Source organism: Alistipes finegoldii DSM 17242 (assembly GCF_000265365.1).
Classification (GTDB): Bacteria; Bacteroidota; Bacteroidia; order Bacteroidales; family Rikenellaceae; genus Alistipes; species Alistipes finegoldii.
In genome coordinates this window covers 3,201,359-3,226,833 of sequence record NC_018011.1, presented here as the reverse complement: position 1 = coordinate 3,226,833, position 25,475 = coordinate 3,201,359, and the positions used below count along the sequence as shown (strand labels likewise).

Sequence of the window (25,475 nt, the reverse complement as noted above, 5' to 3'; positions counted from 1 at the left end):
TAATTTATTTTGCCGTGCTATCAAAATTTCAGGTAAAAATCACGGGTTAAGGCCCGGTATTCGGGGGTGTACTGCTCGTGTTCGCCCGTGCCGACGACCAGTTCGGAGCAGACAGGAGGAGAATCGGAGCGCAGGCCGGAGCAGGCGTTTTCGTGCGCAAATTCCATCAGCAGGCGTTTGACCGGACGGCGTGGCGTGGTGCGTACGCCCGTAGAGCGGGTCAGCGCGAGGAATCCGCGGCAGACGTCGACAAAACGCCGGGCTTCGTCCGTCGGCAGAATCACGGCGAAGCGGCCCTCGGCGGCGAGCAGGCGCACGACCGCGTCGCGCAATTGGTCGAAGGGCAGGCGCACGGCGTGACGCGCCGTGGTGCGGCCCTCGTCGGGGCAGGTCAGCGAATCGACGAAGAAGGGCGGATTGGAGACGATCAGGTCGAAGCGTTCGTCCGGCGCGAATTCCTGCACGGGACACTGTTCGAACGCCACCCTGCCGCCCCACGGCGACGCGGCGGCGTTTTCGCGGGCCTGAGAGACCTTCTCCACATCGACGCCCGTAATCCGGGCTTCGGGAGCGCGCTGGGCCATCATCAGGGCGATCAGCCCGGTGCCTGTACCGACGTCGAGGATGCGGCGGTCCGAAGGCCGCACGCCGGCCCATGCGCCGAGCAGCACGCCGTCGGTTCCGACCTTCATCGGGCAGCGGTCCTGACGTATGGTGAATCGTTTGAAGCGGAACATCGTCAACACTCTTTCAGATAACCGTCGATGCCGGCGCCGAAAAGCGAGAAATCGTAGCGCACGGGATCGGCGGGATCGAATCCGCGAAGCGCCGCCGTGACCTCCTCCACGGCCCGCCAGTCGTTCTGGCGGCGTGAGAGCAGCCCCAGCGCGCGGGCCATGTCGCCCGTATGGAGGTCGAGCGGAATGTAAAGGGCCGACATCGGAATCCGCGTCCACTGGCCGAAGTCCACGCCCCGCTCGTCGCGGCGCACCATCCAGCGCAGAAACATGCAAAGCCGCTTGCAGGCCGCGCCCCTGTCGATCGACGAGAGGTGTTTCTCGCAGCGGAGCGCATGGTCGCAGCTGAAAAATTCGCGGCGGAATTCGGAAAGGACCGCCGGAATACTCTGCACGGCCGCATAGCGCTCCTCGAAAAAGACGCCGAGGCCGCCGAAGCGTCGGTCCATGCGGCGCAGGGCCAGCACGAAATCGCGCAGGTCGCGGCCGTTGAAGGTGCGGTGGACATAGGTTTCGAGCGTCGCCAGCTCCCGGTCGGAAGCATTGCGCACGAAGTCCGCCGGAGCGTCGTCCATGCAGCGCATCATGCGGTGGCCGCTCGTGACGATCGCCCTGCGGTTGCCCCACGCGATCGTGGCGGCGAGGAACCCCGCGATCTCGCGGTCGGCGCGGTCCGTATAGCGGTGCGGCACCGAAATCGGGTCGTCCTCGATAAACTCAGGGCGGTTGTATTTGTCGTGGAGCCGTTCGAGCAGCTCTTTCAGTTCGTCGTCCATAAAACGCGGCATTACAGAATCCGGCCGTCCGACATGGTGATCTTCCGGTCGGCCATCGCCGCCAGATGCTCGTCGTGGGTGACGATCACGACGGTCTGCCCCAGCCGGTCGCGCAGCTCGAAGAAAAGGCGGTGTATCTCGTCGCGGTTGTGCGAATCGAGGTTGCCCGAAGGTTCGTCGGCCAGCAGTACGGCGGGCGAATTGACAAGCGCGCGGGCAATAGCCACGCGCTGCTGCTCGCCGCCCGACAACTGGCCGGGTTTATGGCCGCGGCGCGGCGTGAGGTTCATCATCTCCAGCAGTTCGGCGGCGCGGCGTTCGACCTCCGCACGCGGACGGCGGCCGATAAACCCCGGAATGCAGACGTTCTCGAAAGCCGTGAATTCGGGCAGCAGGTGGTGGAACTGGAAGACGAAGCCGATACGTTCGTTGCGGAAGCGGGACAGCGCCTTGTCGCCCAGCGAAAAGGCGTCCTGTCCGTCGATCTCGACACGGCCCGCGTCGGGGCGCGAAAGCGTGCCGACGATTTGCAGCAGCGTAGTCTTGCCCGCGCCGCTGGCGCCGACGATCGAGACGACTTCGCCTTCGGCGACGTCGAGCGAGACGCCCTTGAGCACTTCGAGGTCGCCGAAACGCTTGTGTATGTCGGTAACTTTTATCATGCGGTTGCGATGGTTATTTGCGGTTCCGTTCGTATGCGTCGAAGAGCCTGACCGTATCGACGGCCTCCTGCACATCGTGCACGCGCAGGATCGCGGCCCCCTGACGCAGGCACTCCCAGCCGAGGGCGACGGTGCCCGCGAGCGATTCGGCGGGCGTGGCGTCGAGGACGCGGTAGATCATCGACTTGCGCGAAAGGCCCGCCAGTACGGGATACCCCAATGCGCAGAGACAGTGCAGGCCCGCAAGCAGCTCGTAATTCTGTTCGGTGGTCTTGGCGAAGCCGAAGCCGGGGTCGAGGATAATGTTCTCGCGTTTGATCCCGGCGGCGAGCAGGTCGGCGGTCTTCGTTTCGAAATAGGCCGTGACCTCGGCCGTGATGTCGCGTTTGTAGTCGGTGAGGGTCTGCATGGTCCGGGGATCGCCCTTCATGTGCATGGCGACGTAGGGCACGCCGCAGCGCGCAGCCGTGGCGGGCATCTGCGGGTCGAGTTCCCCGGCGGAGATGTCGTTGATGATGAGCGGACCGAATTTTTCGATCGCACGGGCGGCGACTTCGCTGCGGAAGGTATCGACCGAAATCAGGACGCCGGGCGCCAGACGCCGCACGGCCCCGATGCCCAGCTCCACGCGCCGCCACTCCTCGTCGGCAGGGACTTCGTCGGCGCCGGGGCGCGACGAATAGCCCCCCACGTCGATGATCGAGGCGCCTTCGGCGGCGGCCTCCTTCACGCGGCGTTCGACATGCGTCGCGTCGGGCATGCGGCTGCCGGCGAAGAACGAGTCGGGGGTGACGTTCAGGATCGCCATCACCTGCGGCCGGGAGAGGTCGAGATCAATGTCGTGCTGCTTCATGGCTGAATATGCGGTCGAGTTTGACAACGGCGGGTTCGAGGTCCTCCTCGAAGATATTGACGATCGCGTAGTCGGCACGGCCGCTCAGCGTATCGTCGTCCAGCTGGGCGGCGATGCGGCGGCCTACCTCATCGGGACCGCAGTCGTCGCGGCGGCAGGTGCGCTCGATGCGCAGTTCGCGCGGCGCGAGGACCGCGACGGTCTTGTCGACGCACGTTTCGAGACCGGCTTCGAACAGGATCGCGCTTTCGAGAATCACGTAAGGCCCCTCCTGCCGGGCGGCCCACGCATCGAAATCCGCCATCACGACGGGATGCACCAGCGCATTGAGGTCGGCGAGCGCCTGCGGATCGCTGAAGACAACGCCTGCGAGGCGGCTCCGGTCGAGCTGTCCGTCGCGGAAGGTGTCGGCTCCGAAACGTTCGGTGAGCCGCATACGCAGCGTGTCGTCCTGCTGCATGAGTCGTTTGGCCGCGGCGTCGGAATCGTAAACCGCAATGCCCTTTTGTGCAAAAAGGCGGCATACAGTGCTCTTGCCGCTGCCGATGCCGCCCGTTACTCCGATTTTCATCATGGTTTCTCTTCGGGATAATCCAGTTCGGGAACAGCGCCGATGGAGACCACCTTGATATCGCTGTAGCGTACCGAAATGGCGCTCTGCAACGACTGGGGGTCGATCACCACCTTGCCCTCGTGCCCCTCCTCGCGCGAACGCTTGTATTTGAGTTCCGAGAGCGGGATGCGCAGTGTCTTGTTCATGTAGACCCGGTAGCCGAACAGGTTGGTGCCGACGCCCTCGACGACGCACGTCACCTCGAAAGGCTCCCCGTCCACACTCACACGCACGACCTGCTCGGTGGTATAGGTATAGCTCAGTTTGGCGATATACCACAAAATGAACGACGCGACGAGCAGCGCAAGAAAGACCGGCGAGACGTAGCGGTGCATCCATTTCAGCAAATTATCCATTGTGCGTTGAAGTTCCATGATGCAAAGGTAAAAATAAAATGGACTGCAACAAACCGTGCAGTCCATTTTATTCGAATAGATATAAGGTGTATTACGCCTCCTTGTCGAATTTGGCGCGTTTGGACATCAGGTCGTAGGCGATCGGGGTGGCGATGAAGATCGTCGCGACGGTACCCACGATAACGCCGACGGTCAGCGCGAAGATGAAGCCGCGGATGGTCTCGCCGCCGAAGAAGAAGATCGCCAGCAGCGTCACGAGCGTCGTGCCCGAAGTGTTGATCGTACGCGACAGCGTCGAGTTGATGGCGTTGTTCACGTTCTCCTTGAGGTTGCGCTTGGGATACATGCCCAGATATTCGCGGATACGGTCGAAGACCACCACGGTATCGTTGATGGCGTAACCGATGATCGTAAGGATCGCGGCGATGAAGGCCTGATTGACTTCGAGGTTGAAGGGCACGAAGCCGTAGAGCATCGAGAAGAGACCGATGATGAACAGGGCGTTGACCGCGAGGGCGATCGTGGCGCCCGAAGCCCACTGCCAGCGCTTGAAGCGGAAGGTGATGTAGAGACCGATGGCGATGAGCGAGAACAACACCGAGTAGATGGCGTTCCACGTCATGTCCTTGGCGATCGAGGGACCGATCTTGTCGGCCGTCAGGATACCGTTGACGTCGGTCTGGGTATTGCGGAACTGCTCGAACGAAATGTCGTAGGAGTAGAGCGACTTCATGGCGTCGTAGATGATCTGCTCGACTTCGGCCGTAGCTTCGTCCGACGTATCGTCGTAACGGTACTGCGTCACGATGCGCATCTGGTTCTCGTTGCCGTACTGCTTGACCTCGAAGCTGATCGCCGAAGCGTCGGCGTCGGCGTGCTGCGCGAAGACCTGACCCAGATTCTGACGAACCTCCTCGGCCGAAACGGGCTTGTCGAAGCGGATGACGTAGGCACGGCCGCCGGTGAACTCGGCGCCGAGGTTCAGACCGCGGGCGACGAACGAGATGCACGACAGCGCGAGCAGGGCGACCGCGACGGTGTAGGCGAGCTTGCGGACGCGGATGAAGTCGAAATGCGTATTGGTCAGGAAGTTCTCGGACCACTTGCGCGAGAAGGAGATATTGCCCCATTTGGCGACGATCCACTCGATCAAGAGACGGGTGATGAACACGGCGCTGAAGAACGAAGTGATGATACCGATGATGAGGGTCGTGGCAAAGCCCTGCACGGGACCGTTGCCGAAGATGAAGAGGACGATACCGGTGATGATGGTCGTCAGGTTACCGTCGATGATGGCCGAGTAGGCTTTCGAGAAACCGTCCTTGATAGCCAGCGAAAGGCCCTTGCCGCCGCGAAGCTCCTCCTTGATACGTTCGTAGATGATGACGTTGGCATCGACGGCCATACCCATCGTCAGCACGATACCGGCGATACCCGGCAGGGTCAGCACGGCGCCGAACGACACCAGAACACCCATCAGCAGGAAGACGTTGGTAAGCAGGGCGATGTCGGACATCCAGCCTGCGGTCTTGTAGAACAGACCCATGTAGAGCAGGACGAGGATGAAGGCGATCAGGAACGAGAGCATACCCGCATTGATCGACTCCTGTCCCAGCGAGGGACCTACGACGGTGTCCTGAATGATTTTGGCGGGCGCGGGAACCTTACCCGAATTGAGCACGTTGGCGAGGTCCTTGGCTTCCTGAATGGTGAAGTCGCCCGAAATTTCGGAAGAACCCTTGTCGATCTTGGTGTTCACGCGGGGAGCCGAGTAGACGTAGCCGTCGAGAACGATGGCGATGCACTTGCCGATGTTCTCGCCCGTCAGACGCGCCCACTCCTGCGTGCCTTCGCCGTTCATCGACATCGAAACCACGGCGTTGGCGCCGCGCTGGGCGTACTGCTCGCGGGCTTCGGTCACGACGCTGCCGTCAAGCGGAGCCTTACCGTCGGGCGTCGAGATGCGGATCGCATAGAGGTAGAAGCGGCCGTCGATCTTGTCGTCGCCCTTGACGCCCCACTTGAAGGCGATGTCGGCGGGGAAGAGTTCGCGGACCGCAGGATTGGCCAGATATTCGTTTACGGCAGCCATGTCGGCCTTGTAGGCCGCACCGATGGCGGCGCCGCCCGCAAAACCGGGATCGAGAACCGCGAAGAGCGGGTTCTTCGCACGGTCGTAACGGTCGGTGTGCTCGGCTTCGGCAACAGCCGTGGTGTCGGAGCCGATCTCGGCGAGAAGGCCCTCGGCTTCGCCTGCGGGAGTCCCGGCGGCGGCAGCGGCTTCGACGGAAGCGACTTCGGGCTCTTGGGCGGCGGGAGCTTCGCTCAGCTCGGCCTTGATGAACTTATCGGCGGCGGCCAGTGCGGGAAGCACCTCGCGGGCGTCGTAGGTCAGCCAGAATTCGAGCGAGGCGGTACCCTGCAGCAGGTCGCGCACACGCTGCGGCTCCTTCACGCCCGGCAGCTCGACGAGGATGCGGTGCGAGTTGGGCAGGCGCATGATGTTGGGCTGCGTGACGCCGAAGTGGTCGATACGGCTGCGGAGCACGTTGAACGACGCGGCGATGGCGGCGTCGGTCTCGCGTTTGAGGATCTTCTCGACGTCGGCGTCGGAGCTTTCGAGCGTGATGTCCTTACGGTCGGGGCTGACGAAAACCGCAGCCAGCGAACCGCCGTTGGAGAGACGCTGGTAAGCCTTCACGAAGTCGGAGATATAGTCTTTCGAGGTGCCCTCCTTCAGCGCGGCGTTCGCCTCGGCGATGGCTTCGACGAATGCGGGGTCGTTCTGGCTGTCGCCGGCAAGCGCCTTGATGACGTCCTCGACCTGCACTTCCAGCATGACGTTCATACCGCCCTTGAGGTCCAGACCGAGGTTCAGCTCCTTCTCCTTGCACTCCTTGTAGGTGAATTTCTTGAATCCGAGGTTATAGACCCCGACATTCTGGACCGAATCGAGGTAATGCTGCTCCGCCTCGGACTGCTGTCCGACGGGGAACTGCGCGGCGTACTCGGCCGCTTTTTTCTCTACACTCCGCGTTTTGAACGTGAAGGAGAGCTGGTAAATACACGCAAGAGCCAAAAGGACCGCGAGTAATTTAATAGCACCTTTACTTTGCATTTGAGTTGAAAAATTTTGTTATTATTTGTTGTAATTATTGTCATTACGCACAATAGCACGCAAAGATAGGAAAAAAGAATTGAAAATCGGAAATTAAGAATTAAGATTTGCGCCCGGACGGCAAAAAATCTGTATTTTTGGGACCGTATGATAAAATATACCGAATACAAGTACCATGCAGCGGCGCTGTTCACCGTGGCGGTATGGGGCGCGACGTTCGTATCGACGAAGGTGCTGATCGCCCATTCGCTGACGCCTGCGGAGATATTCCTGCTGCGTTTCGCCTTGGCCTACGTCTGCATCTGGCCCCTGTCGAAAGGCCGCCTGCGGGCCGACGGATGGCGCGACGAAGCGCTGCTGGCCGCGGCCGGGGTGACGGGCGGATCGTTCTATTTCCTGACCGAAAACATGGCGCAGGAATACGCCCCGGCGTCGAACGTGTCGCTGATCGTCTGCACGGCGCCGGTATGGACCGCGCTGCTGCTGAGCCTCGCATACCGCGGCGAGCGGATGACGCGGCGGCAGATCGGGGGATCGGCGCTGGCGTTCGCGGGCATGGTGCTGGTGGTTCTCAACGACCGTTTCGTGCTGCACCTCTCGCCCAAAGGCGATCTGCTGGCCCTGTCCGCGGCGCTGCTGTAGATGGTCTATTCGCTGGCGGTCAAACGCATCGGAGGGCGCTACCCCGCCGTTTTCATCACCCGCAAGGTCTTCTTCTACGGACTGCTGACGATTCTTCCGGTATTCGCCTTCCAGCCCTTCTCGGTCGGCGCGGAGGTACTGGCGCGTCCCGCGGTGTGGGGCAACCTGCTGTTTCTGGGCATCATCGCGTCGATGCTCTGCTACATCCTGTGGAACGCCGCCATGCACCGGCTCGGAGCCGTAAGAACCACGAACTATATCTATTTCAACCCATTGGTCACGATCGTCACGGCCGCGCTCTGCATCGGCGAACGGATCACCGCGGCGGCCTCGCCGGAGCGGCCCTGATCCTCTACGGCATGTGGCGGGCGGAACGGCGGCCCGCATCGGGCAATAAAATCCCACGGCCCGACGTTCCGTGATAAACCCGCAAAGTCAGCATGCTGAAATTCCTACTCGTCTGCGCCGCATTCGCGGCCCTGCCGATACAGGCGCAAACACTCTCCGGACGCATCGTCGGAGCGGACGCCCGACCGGTCCCCTACGCCAACATAGGACTCAAGAACCGCCCCGCGGGAACCGTATCCGAACGGGACGGCTCGTTTACGCTCCGCATTCCCGACCTGAGCGTCCGGGACACGCTGCGCATATCCTGCATCGGGTATGCCGCACGGGAGATTCCGGCCGCCGGACACGACGCACGGCCGCTGGAGATACGGCTGCAGGAGCAGCCCCAGACACCGCTGAGCCCCGTGATAACCCATATTCCCCGCAAACGCTATACCTTCGGCCGCAGCATCGGCAGCAAAACCGTTTCAGCGCGGCGTTCCGCGCCGGGCAGGAAGGCGGCGAGATGGGCGTGAAATGCAAGCTCGGAGAGCTCCGGGGTGAGTTGCAGCGGGTGCGGCTCAATCTGGCGGGATGCAAGGGCGTGGACACGCTCCACATGCGCATAAACGTCTACGCCATGCGGGGCGACCGTATCCGCAAAAACCTGCTCGCGGAACCGGTCTATTTCTCGGTTCCGGCGTCGGAGGCCGACAAGACGACGACCGTAGACCTGCGGCCCTACGAGATATTCGTAAGAGGCGACTTCCTGATCTCGGTCGAGAACCTGACACACATGCCGGCGGGGGCGAAATACTGGATTCGCGCCCGGCTGCTCGCGCGCACCTACACCCGCGACACGAGTCAGGCGCCGTGGAAGATGCGCAAGGCCGGGGTCGGGCTGAGCGTCGACGTGCTGGTGGAGCCGGAATAGAAAACCCCGCCACCGTCTCCGTCCCTGCGGCGGAGCGTCCGGCCCTTCGTTCCGGTCATCCGACGGCGGCGGCATTGTGCGGATTGCAAATTATTTGCTAAATTTGTCCGTATCACCAAACCCGACCGTCACCATGACCCGACTCTTCACCTCCTTCTGCGCCCTCGTGATCGCCACGGGCGCCTTCGCACAGGCCGGCTACCGCCCGGCCCCGGAAAACCTCCTGTCGCGCAGCCAATTCGCCGACTGCCGGTTCGGCATATTCCTCCACTGGGGGCTTTACGCCATGCTCGCGCAGGGCGAATGGGCGATGACCAACCACAACCTCTACTACCGGGAGTACGAAAAGCTCGCGGGAGGATTCTATCCCTCGAAATTCGACGCGGACGCATGGGCCGAGGCTTTCCGCCAAGCGGGAGCGCGCTACGTCTGCTTCACGACGCGCCATCACGACGGATTCTCGATGTTCCGCACGGCGCAGACGCCCTACAACATCGTCGATGCCACGCCTTTCGCCCGCGACGCGGTGAAGGAGCTGGCCGACGCGTGTCACCGCCGCGGACTGCGCGTCCACTTCTACTACTCGCTGATCGACTGGTGGCGCGAAGACGCCCCGCGCGGCCGGACGGGACTCGGCACGGGCCGCCCGGCCGAAAAGGAGGACGCCGACGCCTATTTCGGCTTCATGAAGGCGCAGCTCACCGAACTGCTGACACAATACGGCGACGTGGGCGCCATCTGGTTCGACGGCATCTGGGATCAGGACGAGAATCCCGGTTTCGACTGGCGGCTGGGCGAACTCTACGGGCTGATACACAAATTGCAGCCCGGATGCCTGATCATCAACAACCACCATCTCGCACCGTTCGAAGGCGAAGACGCGCAGGCGTTCGAACGCGACCTGCCGGGAGAGAACACGGCCGGATATTCGGGGCAGGAGATCAGCCGCCTGCCGCTCGAAACGTGCCAGACGATGAACGGCATGTGGGGATACAAGATCACCGACCAAAATTACAAATCGGCGCAGACGCTCGTGCGCTATCTCGCAGGGGCCGCAGGACGCGGCGCGAACCTGCTGCTCAACATCGGTCCCCAGCCCGACGGCGCGCTGCCCGCGGCGGCTCTCGAACGGCTCGACAGCATGGGACGCTGGCTGCGCGCGAACGGCGAAACCATCTACGGCACGCAGGCGGGACCCGTAAGCCCGCGCAGCTGGGGCGTGACCACGCGCCGCGGCGACAAAATCTACGTACACATTCTCGACTGGCCCGACGAAGAGCTGTTCGTGCCCGTCAGAGACGAACGCATCCGGCAGGCGGTACGCTTCGCCGACAAACGCGCGGTCGCCTTCTCGCAGGACAAGGCGGGCGTGACGCTGCGCTTGGGCGAAAAGCCTGCGGGAGCGGACTGCATCGTGGAACTGACAGTCGGAAAATAGCAAAAAAAGATGCGGTCCGGAAATCCGGACCGCATCTCGAAAAATATATGTGAGCCTTACGGCTGAAGTGTTCGGAACACTTCGGAATTACTTCACCTCCTCGAACTCGACGTCCTCAGGCTGCGAGCTGTCACCGTTCGACGCATTGCCGGCGTTAGCCTGCGACTGCTGGCCGGCATCGGCTCCGGGCTGGGCGCCCTGCGCCTGCTGCTGGGCGTAGATGTCCTGCGAAGCGGCCTGCCATGCGGCATTCAGTTCAGCGATAGCCGTGTCGATAGCCGCGACGTCGGCGTTCTTGTGAGCCTCCTTCAGCTTGGCCAAAGCCCCCTCGATCGCCGATTTCTTGTCGGCAGGAAGTTTGTCGCCGTACTCCTTGAGCTGTTTCTCGGTCGCAAAGATGTTTGAGTCGGCGGCGTTGATCTTGTCGATACGCTCCTTCTCCTCCTTGTCCTTCGCTTCGTTGGCCTTCGCCTCGTCGCGCATGCGCTGGATCTCCTGCTCGGTAAGGCCCGAAGAGGCCTCGATGCGGATCTTCTGCTCCTTGCCCGTACCCTTGTCCTTGGCCGATACGTTCAGGATGCCGTTAGCATCGATGTCGAACGTCACCTCGATCTGCGGCACGCCGCGCGGTGCGGCGGGAATGCCGTCCAAGTGGAAGCGGCCGATCGACTTGTTGTCGCGGGCCAGCGGACGCTCGCCCTGACAAACGTTGATCTCGACCGAAGGCTGGTTGTCGGCAGCCGTCGAGAAGACCTCCGACTTGCGGGTCGGGATGGTGGTGTTGGCGTCGATGAGCTTGGTCATCACGCCGCCCAGCGTCTCGATACCCAGCGACAGCGGCGTAACGTCGAGCAGCAGCACGTCCTTGACCTCGCCCGTGAGCACACCGCCCTGAATTGCGGCGCCGATGGCCACCACTTCGTCGGGGTTCACGCTCTTGTTGGGCGTCCTGCCGAAGAACTCCTCCACGATCTTCTGGATCGCGGGAATACGGGTCGAACCGCCCACGAGGATCACCTCGTTGATCTGCGAAGCGTCGAGCCCCGCGTCGCGCAGCGCCAGTTTGCAGGGTTCGATGGTCTTGCGGATCAGGTGATCGCAGAGCTGCTCGAACTTGGCACGCGTGAGCGACATCACGAGGTGCTGCGGAATGCCGTTTACGGGCATGATATACGGGAGGTTGATCTCCGTCGTCGTCGAGGACGAGAGCTCGATCTTCGCCTTCTCGGCGGCCTCCTTCAGACGCTGGAGGGCCATCGGGTCCTGACGCAAGTCGATCTGGTGCTCGGCCTTGAACGCCTCGGCCATATAGTCGATCAGCACGTGGTCGAAGTCGTCGCCGCCGAGGTGCGTATCGCCGTTGGTGGACTTCACCTCGAAGACGCCGTCGCCAAGTTCGAGGATCGAAATATCGAACGTACCGCCGCCGAGGTCGTACACGGCGATCTTCATGTCGCTGTTCTTCTTGTCCATACCGTAAGCCAGTGCGGCAGCGGTCGGCTCGTTGATGATACGGCGCACCTTCAGACCTGCGATTTCGCCCGCCTCCTTGGTGGCCTGACGCTGCGAGTCGGAGAAGTAGGCAGGAACCGTGATGACGGCTTCCGAAACCTCCTGTCCGAGGTAATCCTCGGCAGTCTTCTTCATCTTCTGAAGGATGATCGCCGAAATCTCCTGCGGCGTGTACTGACGTCCGTCGATATCGACGCGGGGCGTATTGTTGTCGCCCTTGACGATTTCATACGGAGCGCGTGCGATGTCGGAGGCCACCTGATCGTAACGCTCGCCCATGAAACGCTTGATCGAGAAGACCGTGCGTTTGGGGTTGGTGATAGCCTGACGCTTGGCGGGGTCGCCCACCTTGCGCTCGCCGTCCGCCGCGAAAGCCACTACCGACGGAGTCGTGCGGTGTCCTTCGGAGTTGGGAATAACGACAGGCTCGCTGCCTTCCATCACTGCCACGCAGGAGTTAGTAGTTCCTAAGTCGATACCAATAATCTTTGCCATAATCGTATATGAGTTTAATTGTTTATATTTTTTCCGTTTTCTGTCCGTGCCGCCGGAGTTCTTCCGCCCTGCGGGTCCGGAGCGCCGGTCACGTCCTGAATTTGAACAAAGGTTGTACCAAACGGCAATCTCTGCCAAATTGTCAGCAGAATGGCAGACCGGGCCGGGAATATCGCCCCGGAAAGCAGGACGCAAGGTGTTATTTTGTCAGAAACGGCGCGGCGACCAAGCTGCGGAAGGCGGAGGCTTTTTCGAGGAAAGGCAGACCGACGGAACCGCTGCGGAACGACACGGCAAGCAGCTCCCGCAGACATGCAGGCCGGGATTCCGCGGATACAAAAGCCGTGGTCCGGACCGAACGGCAACGGAAAGAGGTGCGGCGGCGGGCGACGGGGTACAGGCGACGGACAACAAACGGCAAGCGCTGGACGATGGACGGCGCAACGGGCGACGGACAACAGGCGGCGAGGGGATGGACGGCGATGGACGGCGATGGACGGCGATGGACGGCGATGGACGGCGATGGACGGCGATGGACGGCGGGCGAAAGAAGTAAGGAATGGCGGAAGAAAAACCAGACGGAATACAGACGCCGGAGGACGGACCGACAAAGCTGGCGAGCTGCCGGCAGAGAGAGCTACGGGCAGAGGGAGCTACGGGCAGAGGGAGCTACGGGCAGAGGGAGCTACGGGCAGAGGGAGCTACGGGCCGGCAAGAGGAAAACGTAAGACAGGAAGGAAGACAGCGCAAAGAGCGATGCAACGAAGACAGACAGGACAGCGGAGTCAGGCGGCAAAAAAAACAGGCCTGCGCAACCGCAGGCCCGACGACACGGCCCGAAGGCCGGCATACAATATTTATTTCTGCTCGCCCAGAATACGCATCGCAACGTCGAGAATCGTCGTATCGTCCAGCGTAACCACGCCTCCGTCCGGCCCCGACTCGAAGTGGACACCCACGCATTCTTTCGCCTCGTGCTTGCCTCCGAAATAGTTGCGGACGGTGTCTACATCGATTCCTAACTCATCTGCAATGCGCTGCGAGCTGCCGCTGGGCAGTCTGTCCTTGATACGGCGCAACTCGTTAAATGTGATAATCATATCAGTTGAATTTTAAGTTGAAGTTCTGCATCACTAAGTTAATACATTTTTGGTGAACTGCAAAATTTCTGCCTTAAAAATGTGTAATAAAAACGAAACGGGGAGATAATAAAAAAGAAACCGCACTTTCCCGACGGAAAGTGCGGTTTCAGTTTTCGTATCCGGCGCCGGATTACTCCTTCGGCTCGATGTAAAGCTGGAAAATAAGCGGCGTGAACGAGGGAATCTCGGTATTGATGGTCTTGACCGTAGTTCCCGTGCTGGAGCTGTTGTAGTCGCTGCCGTACATGTCGCCGTAATAACCGCCGTAGTAGCCGCCGTAACCGCCGTAATAGTTATTGTAGTAACCGCCGTAATAGCCGCCGCTGCCGTAATAGCTGTTGGCGTAATTCAGGTAGTTCAGGTAATCGTAATAGCTCGACGAATAACCGCTCGTGCCCGACGTGGAGGAGCTGGTCGATCCGGTCTTGCCCGACGAGCCATAGGCGTTGGTCGAAGTGGTGATCAGCTCGGCCCACTGGCCGTACTTGAGGTTGGGAATCGTGTAGTGGAAGGCTTCGATCATCTTTCTTTCCGACGGCTTATAGGAGAGCGCCGAACCGGCGGATTTGACCTCGCCGTAAATGATCTTCTTCACCTCGTCGATATTCGTATCGAAGATAAAGCCGTCGAGGAAACGCCCGATATACCAGATTTTGGCTGTACCTTCGAGCGTCACCGAATCGGCGTCGAGCTTCACGACGCCTTCGTATTTATCGTCGTCGTCAGGATAGAAACGCTTTTTCAGCGCTTCGGCGATCTTCTCATCGATCGTTTTTACGGACTCTTCGGTCACATAGGGTTCGTATCCCGAGTGGTACGGAGCCGGATAATCCAGCCGGTCTGCGGCCTGCGTCGGATCATAGCGCACGTTCACATAGAGCTGCGGAATGGTATCGCAGGCGCTGACCCAGCGTTTGTCGGTCACATAGGCGTGGTTCGGGTCTTCGGGATCGGTCGGACGAACGACGGTTTGCGTCTTTTCGTCGGCTTCCTTGCCGTAGACCAGCCGGCCGCCGTTGCCGTCGCTGAATTCGTCCACGTTTTTACCCTCGCGTTCGAGGGGGTTGCTGACCGTATCGCGGATCTCCATCGTGACAATGAACGGACGGTTGGCGCTCAGCGTATATTTGCTCGGAGAACCCTGCCCTTCATAGCCTCCCGTACCCTCGACGCCGTTGCCGACGACGGTAGAGGGCATGTAAAGCTGTATCTTGGAGCCGATGCGGAGCTGCAGCTCGGTAGAGGTGAGACGGCGCTCGGGATCGTTTTTATACTTGTCGAAATACTCCTGGTCGAGTTTCAGCGTGTTGCGCATGGCCAGCCACGTGCCCTCCATCAGTCCCGTATTTTCGGTGCCGCAATAGCGGTAAAACGGCACATAATGGGTATACTTGGAAAAAGCGCCCGTCAGCTTGGCGTCGGATGCACTGCGTGTGAGGATAATATTGCCGGCCAGATCGCGCCCCGTGAAGTCGAACGACACCCAGATCGGCTCCTTGTTGAGCGGATCTTTATCCGGCTCCCCGGCATCGAGTACGTCGATATAATAACCGCCGTCGGGCTGGTAGTTCTTCACCAGATCGGGACGGTGCTGGGTCATCCACGCTTCGAGCGCCTGATTCTCGAACTGAACGTACGATTCGTCTTCGTCTTTCGCACAGGATGTCAGCGCCAGAAGGCCGGCAACCGGCACGCATAAAAAACGGGTAATAAATTTCATATTTTCGGTTTGTATTTTACTCGACACTGTTTACCGTAAAAAAATAAGCGACGGGACTCTCCTTCGGGATCGTACTGAAGTTGATGTCGCCGTAAGCCATATTGTAGGTCATGTAGGATTCGACATAGTCGCCCTCACGACAACCAAGTAACGCTTCGTAAAGCCCTTTTATTATGCCGGAACCGCGCATATCTATCTCCAGCGGTTCGGACGACCACGCGCCCGGCGTCAGACCGGGACCGTTTTCGGGATCTTCCATCGCCGCGATCAGCACCGGATCGTTCGAATAATAGGGCACCGTAAGGTTGGTGGTGGACGTCGCGGGCGTCACGATATTGGCAAAGGTGAAGACGTAGGCGCTGAAAGTGACGGTCACCTTCGAGGTGCGCGTCACCTCGGTCCAGTTCACGCGGTCGGGGTTGTTGATCCCCGCGATGTAGCGGTAGACCGCGTTGCCCGAAGTGGTGAAGTAAGGCTCGTCGCTCCCCTCCTCCAGCTCCTCATAGGCCACGAGCTTGGGCGAATGGGTGCCGGTCAGGTAGGAGACGATCTTCGTCTTCTGCGTGGGCAGGATGTCCTCCTCGTCGGAGCATCCGGCCAGCAGCACCAGCGCCGCGAATATGGATATGAAAACTCTGCTCATCGTCGTATAATCGTGCAAATTTACAAAAACAATCCGATTTTACAGCATGAAACGCAAAAAAAGCCCCGGTTAGCATGCCGGGGCAAAAAAAAGACGGCCGAAGCCGTCGATTATGCTACCGATAATAGTCTTTCCGGGGATTTTTGAGACGTTGAATTCGCCGTTGCTTCAGATATATGACGCCTACACCGATCAGGAAGGCAAAGGCGAACACCCCTAGCAGGATACCGATAAAGCCAAGAGGGATTTGTTCTTCCATAAATCAATAATATCAAGTAACGGGTGCGAAGGTATAGCAAATATCTTACCAAACCAAACAAACGGGGGGGGGAATTATTCGATTTCGTTGATGAAAAAAGACTTTTCATAGGCTTTTTAAGCCCATTCGCACCAAATCCTCGACCGAAGCCCCCGGATTTTCGCGCAGAATGCCGCGAAGAGCCTTCTCGGCGGCAGTTTTGGCAAAGCCGAGCATGACCAGCGCCGCGAGCGCCTCTTCGAGCTTTTCGCCGTTGCCGGCAGCCGGAAGAGCGGCGTCGGCGTCGCCCAGTCCGGTGAGCTTGCCGCTCAGCTCGACGATGATTTTCTGGGCGGTTTTCAGCCCCAGCCCCTTGACGTTTTTCAGCAGCACGGCGTTGCCCGAAGTGATGATGCCCTGCAATTCGCGCGGCGAATAGGTCGAAAGGATCATCCGGGCGGTATTGCCGCCGACGCCCGACACGCTGATCAGATGGCGGAAGAGTTCGCGCTCGGTTTTGGTCGCGAAACCGTAGAGCAGCTGCGCGTCCTCGCGCACGACGTAATGGACGTACAGACGGGCCGTCTCGGTGTGCTCGATGGCCGAAAACGTTTCAAGCGAGATATGGAGGTAATAACCTACCCCGCCGGCATCTATAACTGCGTATGCGGGAGCGACTTCGGCCACCGGACCGCTGATGTATTCATACATGGAGTCAAAATTTACAAGGCGTGGGGCAAAAATAAAGATTTTTTTTTACCTTTGTGATTCAAAAGCGGAATATTTAACTAAACCCGATAAAAAACGACATGAAAAAAATGCTTTTTACGGCGCTTGTTGCGGCTTGCGCCATGACGGCCTGCGGTACGAAAACCACTGAGACGGCGGCCGCCGCAGAAGAGGCGACCCGCGAAATCGGCTCAAGCGACATCGCCTATGTACAGGTGGAAGCCGTGCTGGCTCAGTGCGATCTTTTCCTGAACGAAGGCAAGGCCCTGCAGGAGAAGACCCAGAAGGCGCAGAAGAGCTGGGCGCAGAAGGAGCAGAACCTTCAGTCCGAAGCCGCCCAGTTACAGGAGAAGTATCAGAAGGGACTGATTACGACCAACGACGCGCAGGCCCAGCAGCAGAGCATCGAAAAGCGCGTGGCCGCCTACCAGTCCTCGGCGCAGAAAGAGGCGCAGGCGCTCGACGAAGAGAACTTCGTATTCACCAACCGGGCGCAGGATCTGCTGCACCGCGCCGTGCAGGATATCAACGCCGGCAAGAAGTACAAGCTGATCATCAACTCGACGGCCCTTATCGACGCCGACACGACGCTCAACATCACCCCCGCCGTGCTGGCGAAGGTAAACGAGCTGTATGCGGCCGACCAGAAAGCCGAGAAGAAATAAGCAATCCGGTTCCGCTGCATGAATAAGAGCCGTCCCCTGCGGGACGGCTTTTTTCGTGGACGCGCCTGCGTGGGGAACCGCCGAAACATGCCTGCCGGGCTGCGGCGACCGGCAGGCCGGCAGCACATCGGCACGACTTATTGAGGCCCGACCGAGGAAAAGTCCGTATTTTTTTATACATTTGCAGGAAAACTAAAAAGCAACGCACACGCAATGGGTTTCGTTCCGTTCACATTCGTCGATTTCATAGACATCATTCTGGTCGCCGTGATCATGTACTGGATCTACCGCATGACCAAAGGCACCAACGCGCCCTATATTCTCTCAGGCATCATCGCCATCTACCTGCTATGGGTCGTCGTGCGGACGCTCAACATGGAACTGCTCTCCACAATTCTGGGACAGCTGATTTCGGTCGGAGCCATTGCGCTGATCATCGTCTTCCAGCCCGAACTGCGGCGTTTCCTGCAGATGATCGGCATGCGCCAGAAACATTTCAACTTCATCACCCGCATCTTCTCGACGGGCGACGATGCGGTGCAGACCAACGTCGTGCCGATCGTCACGGCCTGCCGCGAGATGTCGGAGACGAAAACCGGCGCGCTGATCGTCATCGGACAGCAGAGCGACCTGCGGCTGATCGCCGAGGGCGGCATCGCACTCGACGCAAAGGTTTCGACGCCGCTGATCCGCAATATCTTCTTCAAGAACGCCCCGCTGCACGACGGCGCCGCAATCATCGAAGGCGACCGCATCGTGGCCGCGAAGTGCATCCTGCCCGTAACGCAGAGCGACGTTCCCAAATCGTACGGCACGCGCCACCGCGCCGCGATCGGCATGAGCGAGATTTCGGACGCCATCATCATCGTCGTTTCCGAAGAGACGGGCGGCATTTCGATCGCACAGAGCGGCGAACTGCGCCGTGACATCGATCCGGTACGGTTGCAGCAGACCCTGCAACGCTATCTGACGATCAACACCCGCAAGCGTTCGAAAAAAGAGGTGGCCGAGTAGGGCCGCAGAAAGGGAGGGCTGTTTCCTCCGGGCCGCAGAAGAGCGGACGACCGGGCCGGCTGAATCCGGACGCTGTTGAAGAGCGGACGGCTCCCGACAAAACGAAAAACGGCAGGACAGAAGTCCCGACCGAATAAAAAAAGAGGCGGACAAATGTCCGCGGCCGGGAGCGGCAAACGCCCGGCAGACAACTGCAATCGGAAGCAGCCGATCCGGTTCCGGAAAACACACGGCGGCGGAACCGGCTGCGATGCGAAGCCGAGATCCGAACGGCATTCGGAATACGGTATCTACATCCACCAATTCAAAACAGAATTTGCGAAATGATTTTTCCAGCACCTACACCCCGGCTCGTGCTGCGCGCATGGCGGGAAGAAGACCTCGGAACATTTACGGCCATGAACGCCGACCCGCGCGTGATGGAGTACTTTCCGGCACCGCTGGCGCCGGAGCAGTCGGCGGAATTCATGGAACGCATACGCGAGGAGTTCTCGACCGAGGGATTCGGCCTGTACGCCGTCGAGCGGCGCGAGGACGGCGAGCTGCTCGGTTATACGGGGCTGCACCGCGTAACGTTTACGGGCATGAAGGATAAAATCGAAATCGGTTGGCGCCTGCGGGCCGAGTTCTGGGATCAGGGTTATGCGACGGAAGCGGCGCAGGCCTGCGTAGCGCTCGCCGCAAAGCTGGGCATCGAAGAACTGGTAGCCTTCACGACCGTCACGAACCTGCGCTCGCAGCGGGTCATGCAGAAGCTCGGCATGGAGCTTTTGTGCGAGTTCGACCACCCCGCCCTGCCCGAAGGCCATCCCCTGCGACGGCATGTGCTCTACCTGATCGGAACGGAGAAATAGAAGAAAGAATAGAGCGGAAAAAACAGAAACGAAGAACCGGAAGCAGAAAACCGGAAGCGGCCGGATGGCTGGCTCAACAGGCAGCCGCAAGAGCGGGCAGCCCGTCCGGCCATGCACCGGAATTTTATTTCGAATAGTATTTTTCAATTCCGCCGAATCCCCGTATCGTCTTATTTTCCTTCGTCTTGCAAATGAAGTGGTTCAGCCGCTTCCCGAACTCTTCGGGACGCGACCTCGCAGCTTCGATATAGGCAATTCGGATGCGTTTATAGGTTTCCGGAAAACGGCAGTAGTTTCTCTAGACCGTTCGATCTTCTTTCAGCCGGTCGATGATATCGTCCGGAAATACAAAAGGGACGGAAAGCACCTTCTGTATCTTCTCCTCGAATTTCGGGTGTATCATTCCATTGTCCATGAGCCATTTAAGTCTTTCCTTATTGGCTTGCGAGTAAGGACTTTTGGGATTTCTGGGGGTGAAACGCTGAATTTTATGCTCTGCGTCGAGGGGTCTTATCGTGCTGTCGATCCAATCGAAACAAAGGGCTTCTTCAACCGCATCATTATATACGATGCTTTTCTTACCGGACGACTTATGCGGAAACACGAACCATATCTCACGGGCCGTATCGAAATTGTCAGTCAGCCATCTCCGCCACTCCTCGCGGTTTTCAAAATACTTTATTCCACTTTCCGTTGTCATAATAACCGATTTTGGATTCGAGCGATTGTCCTGCACCCGACAATACTTCGGCGCAGGACGTACGACCGAATACGGGAAAAACGAAAAGCCGTGGAAAATCCACGGCTTGTAAAATATCAGACAGCACCCGCATCGGCCGGGAACCCCGTTCCTCGCGGCCGGCACTGTCCGGCTGAAACCCAGCCCCTATTCGGCCGACTGCTCGGCGGGAACTTCGGCGGCGGGAATCTCGGCCTGCGGCATCGTGGCAGGAGTTTCCGACTCGATAACGCGCTCCTGAAGCGCCTTAACGTCCTTCGAAATCTCGCTGTTGCTCTCGGCGACAAGGCCTTTGTCCATAGCCAGCGTAGCGACCAGACTCAGCACGACGATAGCAATGGCCATCGTCCACGTGAATTTCTCCAAAAAGTCCGAAGTCTCGCGCACGCCCATCACTTGGTTCGACGCGCCGAAGTTGGCGGCCATGCCGCTCTTGGGGTTCTGCACCAATACCGCAAGGATGATCAATACGCTCGCGATGAGTATCAGGGCAATGCAAATCGTGTATAACATATCGTTGAATTTTAATTATTGTTTTCCAATTTGCCAATTAGCTCGGCAAAGTAAACACTTTTTTCGGGATTTAGCAAACTTAATTTGCGATAAATCGCTATTGCTTTGTCACAAAGCCCCTGCGCGAGATAGATTTCGGCCAGCTCTTCGCTCACGACCTCGTCGTCGTCGTCCAGCTCGGCGGCCGTGCGGACCTCCTCCTCCGGTTCGCCGTCGGCCGCGACGATGCGCAGGTCGTCCTCCTGCAGAAAGCGGTCGATGATGTCGTCCGACGAAAGCCGCAGGACGGCCTCCGCGTCGATCGGTCGGCGCAGCAGCGAACTCTGCGCCCGCCACGGGGCCGTGACGGCCAGCCGCGGATCGCATATCCCGGTTACGATCTCCCGTGCGATACGGACCGGAGCGAACCATTCGTAACGCGCCGCGAGGGCGTCCAGCTCCCCGGCGGAAGGGCGCTCCGCGGTGGCGGGCGATGCGAGGTATTGTCTGAAATCCGTCATGCCGCGCAGGTTTTACCAGTTGGAGGCCGAAGCCTGAAAAATATCCGTAACCAGTTTATCGACGATCTGGGGGATCAGCTCGCCCTCGACCTCGGAGAGCAGCCGCGTGGATTCGTAATCCTCGAAAGCCGTGAACGTCCGGTTGAACGACATTTTTTCGTCGAGCGCATTCGTGAAGCGCACCTTGACGGTGATCGAAAGGCGGTTGAGCACCGCGTAGTCGTCGGTCGAAACCGACGAGGTCGCCGACATGTAGTTGGTGATCTCGCCCTCGAAGGCGAAGTCGCCGCCCTCCTCGACCTGCATCAGGCGGGTACGGCGGGTGAACATGTCGACCAGCGCATCGGTGAGCGTCGAACTGAGGATCGGCGCGACCATCGTGGCGTTGTTGGGGAAATAGGCCACGCTGAAGGTCTTGGCGTCGGGCGGAATCGAAGCACCCGAAAGCGAATATTTGATGGCCACGCCGCAGCCCGTCAGCAGGGCGGCGCAAAGGGCCGTGATTGCGAATTTTATCTTCATGCCGAAATTCTATCGTTTTACTCCGGTTCGGAACCGGTTATTTTCAGTGCACTCCGCCGGACGATCCGGGGAGGGCCGTCAGTTCTCTTCGATGCCCAGCTCCTTGATCTTGCGGTAGAGCGTGCGCTCGGACATGAACAGCTCGGCGGCGGCTTCGCGGCGGCGGCCGTTGTTGCGGCGCAGGGCGCGGATGATCTGCTCGCGCTGCATGTCAGCCTTGGTCATCTCGCGCGGCGGCTCGTCGGTCACCTCCTCGCTCTCGGCGAAGACCGGAACCGAGCCTGCTGCATAGACGGGCGCGGAGCTTTGCGCCGTGGTCGACAGCAGCGCCTTGACGTCGCGGACCGGCTCCTGACAGGGGTTGTGCAGCAGCTCGGACATCATCCGCTTCAGGTCGTTGATGTCGGCGCGCATGTCGAAAAGCACCTTGTAGAGCAGTTCGCGTTCGGTGGACATCGCATCGTCGACCGGCGCCCCGCCCATCATGACGGGAGCGCCCCCGCCCTGCGGCGGCAGGTATTTGGCCAGCACGTCGGGCGTAATGAGACGCGTCTGCTCGATGGCCGATATCTGTTCAGCAACGTTTTTCAGCTGGCGGATATTGCCCCGCCAGTAATAATGCATCAGCATCTCGCGCGCCGCGGGATCGAGCGTCACGGCGGGCATGCGGTACTGCACGGCCACGTCGGCGGCGAATTTGCGGAACAGCAGCGGAATGTCCTGCGGACGCTCGCGCAGCGCCGGGACGGTGATCGGCACCGTGCTCAGGCGGTAATAGAGATCCTCGCGGAAGCGGCCCGAAGCGATGGCCTGCTGCAAATTCATGTTCGTGGCCGCGACGACGCGGACGTCGGTCTTCTGGACCTTCGACGAACCGACGCGGATGAATTCGCCCGTCTGCAGCACGCGCAGCAGGCGCGCCTGCGTCGGATGCGGCAGTTCGGCGACCTCGTCGAGGAAGATCGTTCCCCCGTCGGCCTCCTCGAAGTAGCCCTTGCGGGCTTCGAGCGCACCGGTGAAGGAGCCTTTCTCGTGGCCGAAAAGCTCCGAGTCGATCGTGCCTTCGGGAATGGCCGCGCAGTTGACGGCTATATATTTATTGTGTTTGCGGGCCGAGTAAGCGTGGATGACCTGCGGGAAAAACTCCTTGCCCACGCCGCTTTCGCCCGTGACGAGTACCGTCAGGTCGGTCGGAGCCACGCGCACGGCGACCTCCAGCGCCCGGTCCAGAAGTTCCGAAGCGCCGATGATGCCGAAGCGTTGTTTGACTGTGGTGATATCCGTCATTTATTCCGTAATGGGTTGTTCTGGTTGTGCCGCATCGCCGGACGCCGCGGTATGGGTGTCGGCAGGCTGTTCGAGGTACTGCATCTCGGTCTCCCGGTCCTTCGCCTCGCGCAGATAGCCGAACGCGATGGCCGCGACGGCGAGGGCCGCGGCGATCAGGGCGATCCAGATGAAGCGGTCCGCCTTGCGGCGGCGCGGAGGACGGTCGACGTAAGTATAGGCGTCGGTGTTTTTTGGCGGCTTGCCGTAGCGCAGGCCGCGCACCGAAGGATCGGGAGCCATCTTGGCCGAAGTCGAAATGCGGGGTTCGTCGTAGGGCCGGCGGGCGGGCTTCGGCTGTCCGTCGGACGCCGCGGCCGCACCGGGAAGTCCGGATGCGCCGGATGCGGACTCCGCACGGCGGGATTCGAAAGCGAAGGCGATGGTGCCGTTGGGACCGGGCCTCATCACGCCGAAACCGTCGAGCCGGAATTCGGCGCCGTGCTCCACGGCGTGGCGCACCTCGAAGACGAAGCGGTCGATCTCCCCCGCCGCTTCCAGTTCGCTCAGCCCCCCGTCGATAAGCAGACGGCGGAGCGTCCCGTCGTCACGCTTCAGAAGTTCCGAGAAAACGATGCTTACGCCCGGCTCCTTGACGATAAACGTCCCAAGCTGGGGAACGACGAGCCGTTTGTGCGACTCAAGATATTGCGATATGGTGCGAATCAACACGATTGAAATCTTGCTTGAAATTTGCAGCAAAAGTACCTTTTTTCGAAGAAAAAACCAAAATTCGGGGGAGTTTTTCAAAATAATCCGGCAAAGTGTTGGTTATACGAAAAATATTCGCCTACTTTGCATCCCGTTTTTTCGGAAAATCCGGGCGAGCTACATTGCCCGAAAATTTCGGATGTAGACGGGACGGATTGTAAAAACCACGACAAACGAGCCATGAAGGACAAGTACATCGACCTCATCGAACAGACGTTCGACTTCCCGCAGGATGAGTTCTCGGTCGAAGACAACGAGCTGAATTTCCACGACATTCCGCTCATGGAGTTGATAAAACAGTACGGCACGCCGCTCAAGATAACCTACCTGCCGAAGATCTCGCAGCAGATCAACCGGGCCAAGCGTATGTTCAACGTGGCGATGGCCAAGGTGGACTACAAGGGCTCGTACAACTATTGTTACTGCACCAAGTCGAGCCACTTCTCGTTCGTGCTGGAGGAGGCAATGAAGAACGACATTCATCTCGAAACGTCGTCGGCATACGACATTCATATCATCAATGCGCTCTACGACAGCGGAATCATCGACAAGGACCGCTACATCATCTGCAACGGTTTCAAGCGGCCGCAGTATGTGGAGAACATCGCCCAGCTGGTCAACGACGGCTTCGTGAACACCATTCCTGTGCTCGACAACAAGGAGGAGCTGGAGCTGTTCGAGGATTCGTTCACCAAGAAATGCAAGGTCGGCATCCGCATCGCCTGCGAGGAGGAACCCAAGTTCGAGTTCTATACCTCGCGTCTGGGCATCCGCTACAACGACATCATCGACTTCTACAAGGCCAAACTCAAGAACAGCAAGAAGTTCCAGCTCAAGATGCTGCACTTCTTCATCAATACCGGCATCAAGGACACGGCCTACTACTGGAACGAGTTGTCGAAGTGCATCAACGTCTACTGCGAGCTGAAGGCCATCTGCCCCGAATTGGACAGCCTCAACATCGGCGGCGGATTCCCGATCAAGAACTCGCTCAACTTCGAGTACGACTACGAGTACCTGACCGAAGAGATCATCGCCCAGATCAAGAACATCTGCCAGCGCAACGACACTGAAGAGCCCAACATCTTCACCGAGTTCGGCTCCTTCACGGTGGGCGAAAGCGGCGCATCGCTCTATTCGATCGTCAACCAGAAACAGCAGAACGACCGCGAGAACTGGTACATGATCGACTCGTCGTTCATCACTACCCTGCCCGACACATGGGGCATCAACCAGCGTTACATCATGCTGGCGGTGAACAACTGGGACAAGGAGTACCAGCGCGTGCTGCTCGGAGGACTGACCTGCGACAGCGAGGATTTCTACAACGCCGAGTCGCACACCAACGCCATCTTCCTGCCCAAGCTCGAACCGGGCAACACGCAGTACATCGGATTTTTCCACACGGGAGCCTATCAGGAGTCGCTGGGCGGCTTCGGCGGCATCCAGCACTGTCTGATTCCCGCGCCCAAGCACATCATCATCGACCGCGACAAGAGCGACAACGAGTATTACACGCGCCTGTTCGCCAAGGAGCAGTCCTACCGCTCGATGCTGAGAATACTCGGATATTAGTCCGCACGCGAGACGCGGCACCAAACAAATAATGCCCGGCCCCGTTGACAATGAATCCGGCCCTTTCCAACGGGGCCGGATTTATTATTGCCGTCTGAGTCCCGTTCTTCCGGTCCGGGGT

Annotated in this window: 25 protein-coding genes and 2 pseudogenes; 8 read left to right on the top strand and 19 right to left on the bottom strand. The window is 59.5% G+C overall.

Translation table 11 applies throughout. The annotated features are described in order from the left end of the window. Window positions 1-20: 20 nt before the first annotated feature. The 7 genes from ALFI_RS13930 to secDF form a co-directional block, all read right to left on the bottom strand. On the bottom strand, window positions 21-737 hold the full coding sequence (locus tag ALFI_RS13930; RefSeq protein ID WP_014776281.1) for a tRNA1(Val) (adenine(37)-N6)-methyltransferase: 717 nt from the start codon (window positions 735-737) through the stop codon (window positions 21-23). Window positions 738-739: 2 nt separating this feature from the next. Then, a complete protein-coding gene (locus tag ALFI_RS13925) occupies window positions 740-1,525 on the bottom strand; it encodes a TIGR02757 family protein (RefSeq protein ID WP_014776280.1) in 786 nt (261 codons plus the stop codon). Continuing rightward, window positions 1,525-2,175 (bottom strand): ABC transporter ATP-binding protein, encoded by a 651-nt coding sequence (locus ALFI_RS13920; protein ID WP_014776279.1) that lies wholly within the window; start codon window positions 2,173-2,175, stop codon window positions 1,525-1,527. The genes ALFI_RS13925 and ALFI_RS13920 overlap by 1 nt, the downstream gene beginning before the upstream one ends. 13 nt (window positions 2,176-2,188) lie before the next feature. Continuing rightward, on the bottom strand, window positions 2,189-3,028 hold the full coding sequence (folP, locus tag ALFI_RS13915) for a dihydropteroate synthase (RefSeq protein WP_014776278.1): 840 nt from the start codon (window positions 3,026-3,028) through the stop codon (window positions 2,189-2,191). Further along, complete coding sequence (coaE, locus tag ALFI_RS13910; protein ID WP_014776277.1) at window positions 3,009-3,599, bottom strand: dephospho-CoA kinase; 591 nt, start codon at window positions 3,597-3,599, stop codon at window positions 3,009-3,011. Before coaE ends, folP begins: the two co-directional genes overlap by 20 nt. Beyond that, window positions 3,599-3,997: a hypothetical protein gene (locus tag ALFI_RS13905; RefSeq protein WP_039939635.1), complete on the bottom strand. Its 399-nt coding sequence runs from the start codon at window positions 3,995-3,997 to the stop codon at window positions 3,599-3,601. The genes coaE and ALFI_RS13905 overlap by 1 nt, the downstream gene beginning before the upstream one ends. A 91-nt stretch (window positions 3,998-4,088) precedes the next feature. Next, window positions 4,089-7,115 carry a protein translocase subunit SecDF gene (gene secDF / locus ALFI_RS13900; protein ID WP_014776275.1) on the bottom strand — a complete coding sequence of 1,009 codons (3,027 nt, stop codon included), beginning with the start codon at window positions 7,113-7,115 and terminating at the stop codon, window positions 4,089-4,091. Window positions 7,116-7,262: 147 nt separating this feature from the next. Here secDF and ALFI_RS13895 point away from each other — a divergent pair. The 4 genes and pseudogenes from ALFI_RS13895 (at window position 7,263) to ALFI_RS13880 (ending at window position 10,456) form a co-directional block, all read left to right on the top strand. Further along, window positions 7,263-8,179, top strand: a pseudogene (locus ALFI_RS13895) (DMT family transporter). Window positions 8,180-8,197: 18 nt separating this feature from the next. Then, window positions 8,198-8,620, top strand: coding sequence for a carboxypeptidase-like regulatory domain-containing protein (locus ALFI_RS13890; protein ID WP_022043890.1), 423 nt, complete (start codon window positions 8,198-8,200; stop codon window positions 8,618-8,620). After that, on the top strand, window positions 8,611-9,018 hold the full coding sequence (locus ALFI_RS13885) for a hypothetical protein (protein WP_009596615.1): 408 nt from the start codon (window positions 8,611-8,613) through the stop codon (window positions 9,016-9,018). The genes ALFI_RS13890 and ALFI_RS13885 overlap by 10 nt, the downstream gene beginning before the upstream one ends. A 133-nt stretch (window positions 9,019-9,151) precedes the next feature. Then, window positions 9,152-10,456 (top strand): alpha-L-fucosidase, encoded by a 1,305-nt coding sequence (locus tag ALFI_RS13880; RefSeq protein WP_014776274.1) that lies wholly within the window; start codon window positions 9,152-9,154, stop codon window positions 10,454-10,456. A gap of 87 nt (window positions 10,457-10,543) precedes the next feature. Here the strand turns inward: ALFI_RS13880 and dnaK are convergent, their stop codons facing one another. The 6 genes from dnaK to ruvA form a co-directional block, all read right to left on the bottom strand. Then, window positions 10,544-12,463, bottom strand: coding sequence for a molecular chaperone DnaK (gene dnaK / locus ALFI_RS13875; RefSeq protein WP_014776273.1), 1,920 nt, complete (start codon window positions 12,461-12,463; stop codon window positions 10,544-10,546). Between the two features lie 857 nt (window positions 12,464-13,320). Then, window positions 13,321-13,563, bottom strand: coding sequence for a hypothetical protein (locus ALFI_RS13865; protein ID WP_014776271.1), 243 nt, complete (start codon window positions 13,561-13,563; stop codon window positions 13,321-13,323). Between the two features lie 172 nt (window positions 13,564-13,735). Further along, on the bottom strand, window positions 13,736-15,325 hold the full coding sequence (locus tag ALFI_RS13860; protein ID WP_014776270.1) for a hypothetical protein: 1,590 nt from the start codon (window positions 15,323-15,325) through the stop codon (window positions 13,736-13,738). A gap of 16 nt (window positions 15,326-15,341) precedes the next feature. Continuing rightward, entirely contained in the window at window positions 15,342-15,968 is a 627-nt protein-coding gene (locus tag ALFI_RS13855) for an FKBP-type peptidyl-prolyl cis-trans isomerase (protein ID WP_014776269.1), read from the bottom strand. 115 nt (window positions 15,969-16,083) lie between these two features. Continuing rightward, entirely contained in the window at window positions 16,084-16,227 is a 144-nt protein-coding gene (locus ALFI_RS17190) for a hypothetical protein (RefSeq protein WP_009596561.1), read from the bottom strand. A gap of 105 nt (window positions 16,228-16,332) precedes the next feature. Continuing rightward, window positions 16,333-16,917, bottom strand: a complete 585-nt coding sequence (gene ruvA, locus ALFI_RS13850; RefSeq protein ID WP_009596600.1) for a Holliday junction branch migration protein RuvA — start codon at window positions 16,915-16,917, stop codon at window positions 16,333-16,335. Between the two features lie 98 nt (window positions 16,918-17,015). On the opposite strand from ruvA, the gene ALFI_RS13845 reads away from it, so the two are divergent. The 3 genes from ALFI_RS13845 (at window position 17,016) to ALFI_RS13835 (ending at window position 19,468) form a co-directional block, all read left to right on the top strand. Beyond that, window positions 17,016-17,600 (top strand): OmpH/Skp family outer membrane protein, encoded by a 585-nt coding sequence (locus ALFI_RS13845; protein ID WP_009596572.1) that lies wholly within the window; start codon window positions 17,016-17,018, stop codon window positions 17,598-17,600. A 213-nt stretch (window positions 17,601-17,813) separates the two neighbouring features. Continuing rightward, window positions 17,814-18,614 carry a diadenylate cyclase CdaA gene (gene cdaA, locus ALFI_RS13840; RefSeq protein WP_009596597.1) on the top strand — a complete coding sequence of 267 codons (801 nt, stop codon included), beginning with the start codon at window positions 17,814-17,816 and terminating at the stop codon, window positions 18,612-18,614. Between the two features lie 323 nt (window positions 18,615-18,937). Then, complete coding sequence (locus ALFI_RS13835; RefSeq protein WP_014776267.1) at window positions 18,938-19,468, top strand: GNAT family N-acetyltransferase; 531 nt, start codon at window positions 18,938-18,940, stop codon at window positions 19,466-19,468. 124 nt (window positions 19,469-19,592) lie between these two features. On the opposite strand, the pseudogene ALFI_RS13830 reads toward ALFI_RS13835, so the two are convergent. From ALFI_RS13830 to ALFI_RS13805, 6 genes and pseudogenes are all read right to left on the bottom strand, one after another. Further along, window positions 19,593-20,168: pseudogene (locus ALFI_RS13830) on the bottom strand (YdeI/OmpD-associated family protein). A gap of 186 nt (window positions 20,169-20,354) precedes the next feature. Further along, window positions 20,355-20,720: a preprotein translocase subunit SecG gene (gene secG, locus ALFI_RS13825; RefSeq protein ID WP_009596569.1), complete on the bottom strand. Its 366-nt coding sequence runs from the start codon at window positions 20,718-20,720 to the stop codon at window positions 20,355-20,357. An 11-nt stretch (window positions 20,721-20,731) separates the two neighbouring features. Beyond that, window positions 20,732-21,220 carry a hypothetical protein gene (locus ALFI_RS13820; protein ID WP_009596612.1) on the bottom strand — a complete coding sequence of 163 codons (489 nt, stop codon included), beginning with the start codon at window positions 21,218-21,220 and terminating at the stop codon, window positions 20,732-20,734. A 12-nt stretch (window positions 21,221-21,232) separates the two neighbouring features. Next, window positions 21,233-21,742 (bottom strand): LptE family protein, encoded by a 510-nt coding sequence (locus ALFI_RS13815; RefSeq protein ID WP_009596529.1) that lies wholly within the window; start codon window positions 21,740-21,742, stop codon window positions 21,233-21,235. 78 nt (window positions 21,743-21,820) lie between these two features. After that, on the bottom strand, window positions 21,821-23,029 hold the full coding sequence (locus ALFI_RS13810) for a sigma-54 interaction domain-containing protein (RefSeq protein ID WP_009596552.1): 1,209 nt from the start codon (window positions 23,027-23,029) through the stop codon (window positions 21,821-21,823). Continuing rightward, the gene (locus ALFI_RS13805) at window positions 23,030-23,770 is read right to left on the bottom strand and encodes a hypothetical protein (protein ID WP_014776266.1); all 741 of its coding nucleotides are present in this window, start codon (window positions 23,768-23,770) and stop codon (window positions 23,030-23,032) included. A 189-nt stretch (window positions 23,771-23,959) separates the two neighbouring features. On the opposite strand from ALFI_RS13805, the gene ALFI_RS13800 reads away from it, so the two are divergent. Beyond that, window positions 23,960-25,354 (top strand): type III PLP-dependent enzyme domain-containing protein, encoded by a 1,395-nt coding sequence (locus tag ALFI_RS13800; protein ID WP_009596543.1) that lies wholly within the window; start codon window positions 23,960-23,962, stop codon window positions 25,352-25,354. Window positions 25,355-25,475: the final 121 nt, after the last annotated feature.

Excerpts from the sequence above, each read along its gene's own strand:
- ALFI_RS13930 (WP_014776281.1), bottom strand. The coding sequence starts at position 737 with ATGTTCCGCTTCAAACGATTCACCATACGTCAGGACCGCTGCCCGATG.
- ALFI_RS13925 (WP_014776280.1), bottom strand. The coding sequence starts at position 1,525 with ATGCCGCGTTTTATGGACGACGAACTGAAAGAGCTGCTCGAACGGCTC.
- ALFI_RS13920 (WP_014776279.1), bottom strand. The coding sequence starts at position 2,175 with ATGATAAAAGTTACCGACATACACAAGCGTTTCGGCGACCTCGAAGTG.
- folP (WP_014776278.1), bottom strand. The coding sequence starts at position 3,028 with ATGAAGCAGCACGACATTGATCTCGACCTCTCCCGGCCGCAGGTGATG.
- coaE (WP_014776277.1), bottom strand. The coding sequence starts at position 3,599 with ATGAAAATCGGAGTAACGGGCGGCATCGGCAGCGGCAAGAGCACTGTA.
- ALFI_RS13905 (WP_039939635.1), bottom strand. The coding sequence starts at position 3,997 with ATGGATAATTTGCTGAAATGGATGCACCGCTACGTCTCGCCGGTCTTT.
- secDF (WP_014776275.1), bottom strand. The coding sequence starts at position 7,115 with ATGCAAAGTAAAGGTGCTATTAAATTACTCGCGGTCCTTTTGGCTCTT.
- ALFI_RS13890 (WP_022043890.1), top strand. The coding sequence starts at position 8,198 with ATGCTGAAATTCCTACTCGTCTGCGCCGCATTCGCGGCCCTGCCGATA.
- ALFI_RS13885 (WP_009596615.1), top strand. The coding sequence starts at position 8,611 with ATGGGCGTGAAATGCAAGCTCGGAGAGCTCCGGGGTGAGTTGCAGCGG.
- ALFI_RS13880 (WP_014776274.1), top strand. The coding sequence starts at position 9,152 with ATGACCCGACTCTTCACCTCCTTCTGCGCCCTCGTGATCGCCACGGGC.
- dnaK (WP_014776273.1), bottom strand. The coding sequence starts at position 12,463 with ATGGCAAAGATTATTGGTATCGACTTAGGAACTACTAACTCCTGCGTG.
- ALFI_RS13865 (WP_014776271.1), bottom strand. The coding sequence starts at position 13,563 with ATGATTATCACATTTAACGAGTTGCGCCGTATCAAGGACAGACTGCCC.
- ALFI_RS13860 (WP_014776270.1), bottom strand. The coding sequence starts at position 15,325 with ATGAAATTTATTACCCGTTTTTTATGCGTGCCGGTTGCCGGCCTTCTG.
- ALFI_RS13855 (WP_014776269.1), bottom strand. The coding sequence starts at position 15,968 with ATGAGCAGAGTTTTCATATCCATATTCGCGGCGCTGGTGCTGCTGGCC.
- ALFI_RS17190 (WP_009596561.1), bottom strand. The coding sequence starts at position 16,227 with ATGGAAGAACAAATCCCTCTTGGCTTTATCGGTATCCTGCTAGGGGTG.
- ruvA (WP_009596600.1), bottom strand. The coding sequence starts at position 16,917 with ATGTATGAATACATCAGCGGTCCGGTGGCCGAAGTCGCTCCCGCATAC.
- ALFI_RS13845 (WP_009596572.1), top strand. The coding sequence starts at position 17,016 with ATGAAAAAAATGCTTTTTACGGCGCTTGTTGCGGCTTGCGCCATGACG.
- cdaA (WP_009596597.1), top strand. The coding sequence starts at position 17,814 with ATGGGTTTCGTTCCGTTCACATTCGTCGATTTCATAGACATCATTCTG.
- ALFI_RS13835 (WP_014776267.1), top strand. The coding sequence starts at position 18,938 with ATGATTTTTCCAGCACCTACACCCCGGCTCGTGCTGCGCGCATGGCGG.
- secG (WP_009596569.1), bottom strand. The coding sequence starts at position 20,720 with ATGTTATACACGATTTGCATTGCCCTGATACTCATCGCGAGCGTATTG.
- ALFI_RS13820 (WP_009596612.1), bottom strand. The coding sequence starts at position 21,220 with ATGACGGATTTCAGACAATACCTCGCATCGCCCGCCACCGCGGAGCGC.
- ALFI_RS13815 (WP_009596529.1), bottom strand. The coding sequence starts at position 21,742 with ATGAAGATAAAATTCGCAATCACGGCCCTTTGCGCCGCCCTGCTGACG.
- ALFI_RS13810 (WP_009596552.1), bottom strand. The coding sequence starts at position 23,029 with ATGACGGATATCACCACAGTCAAACAACGCTTCGGCATCATCGGCGCT.
- ALFI_RS13800 (WP_009596543.1), top strand. The coding sequence starts at position 23,960 with ATGAAGGACAAGTACATCGACCTCATCGAACAGACGTTCGACTTCCCG.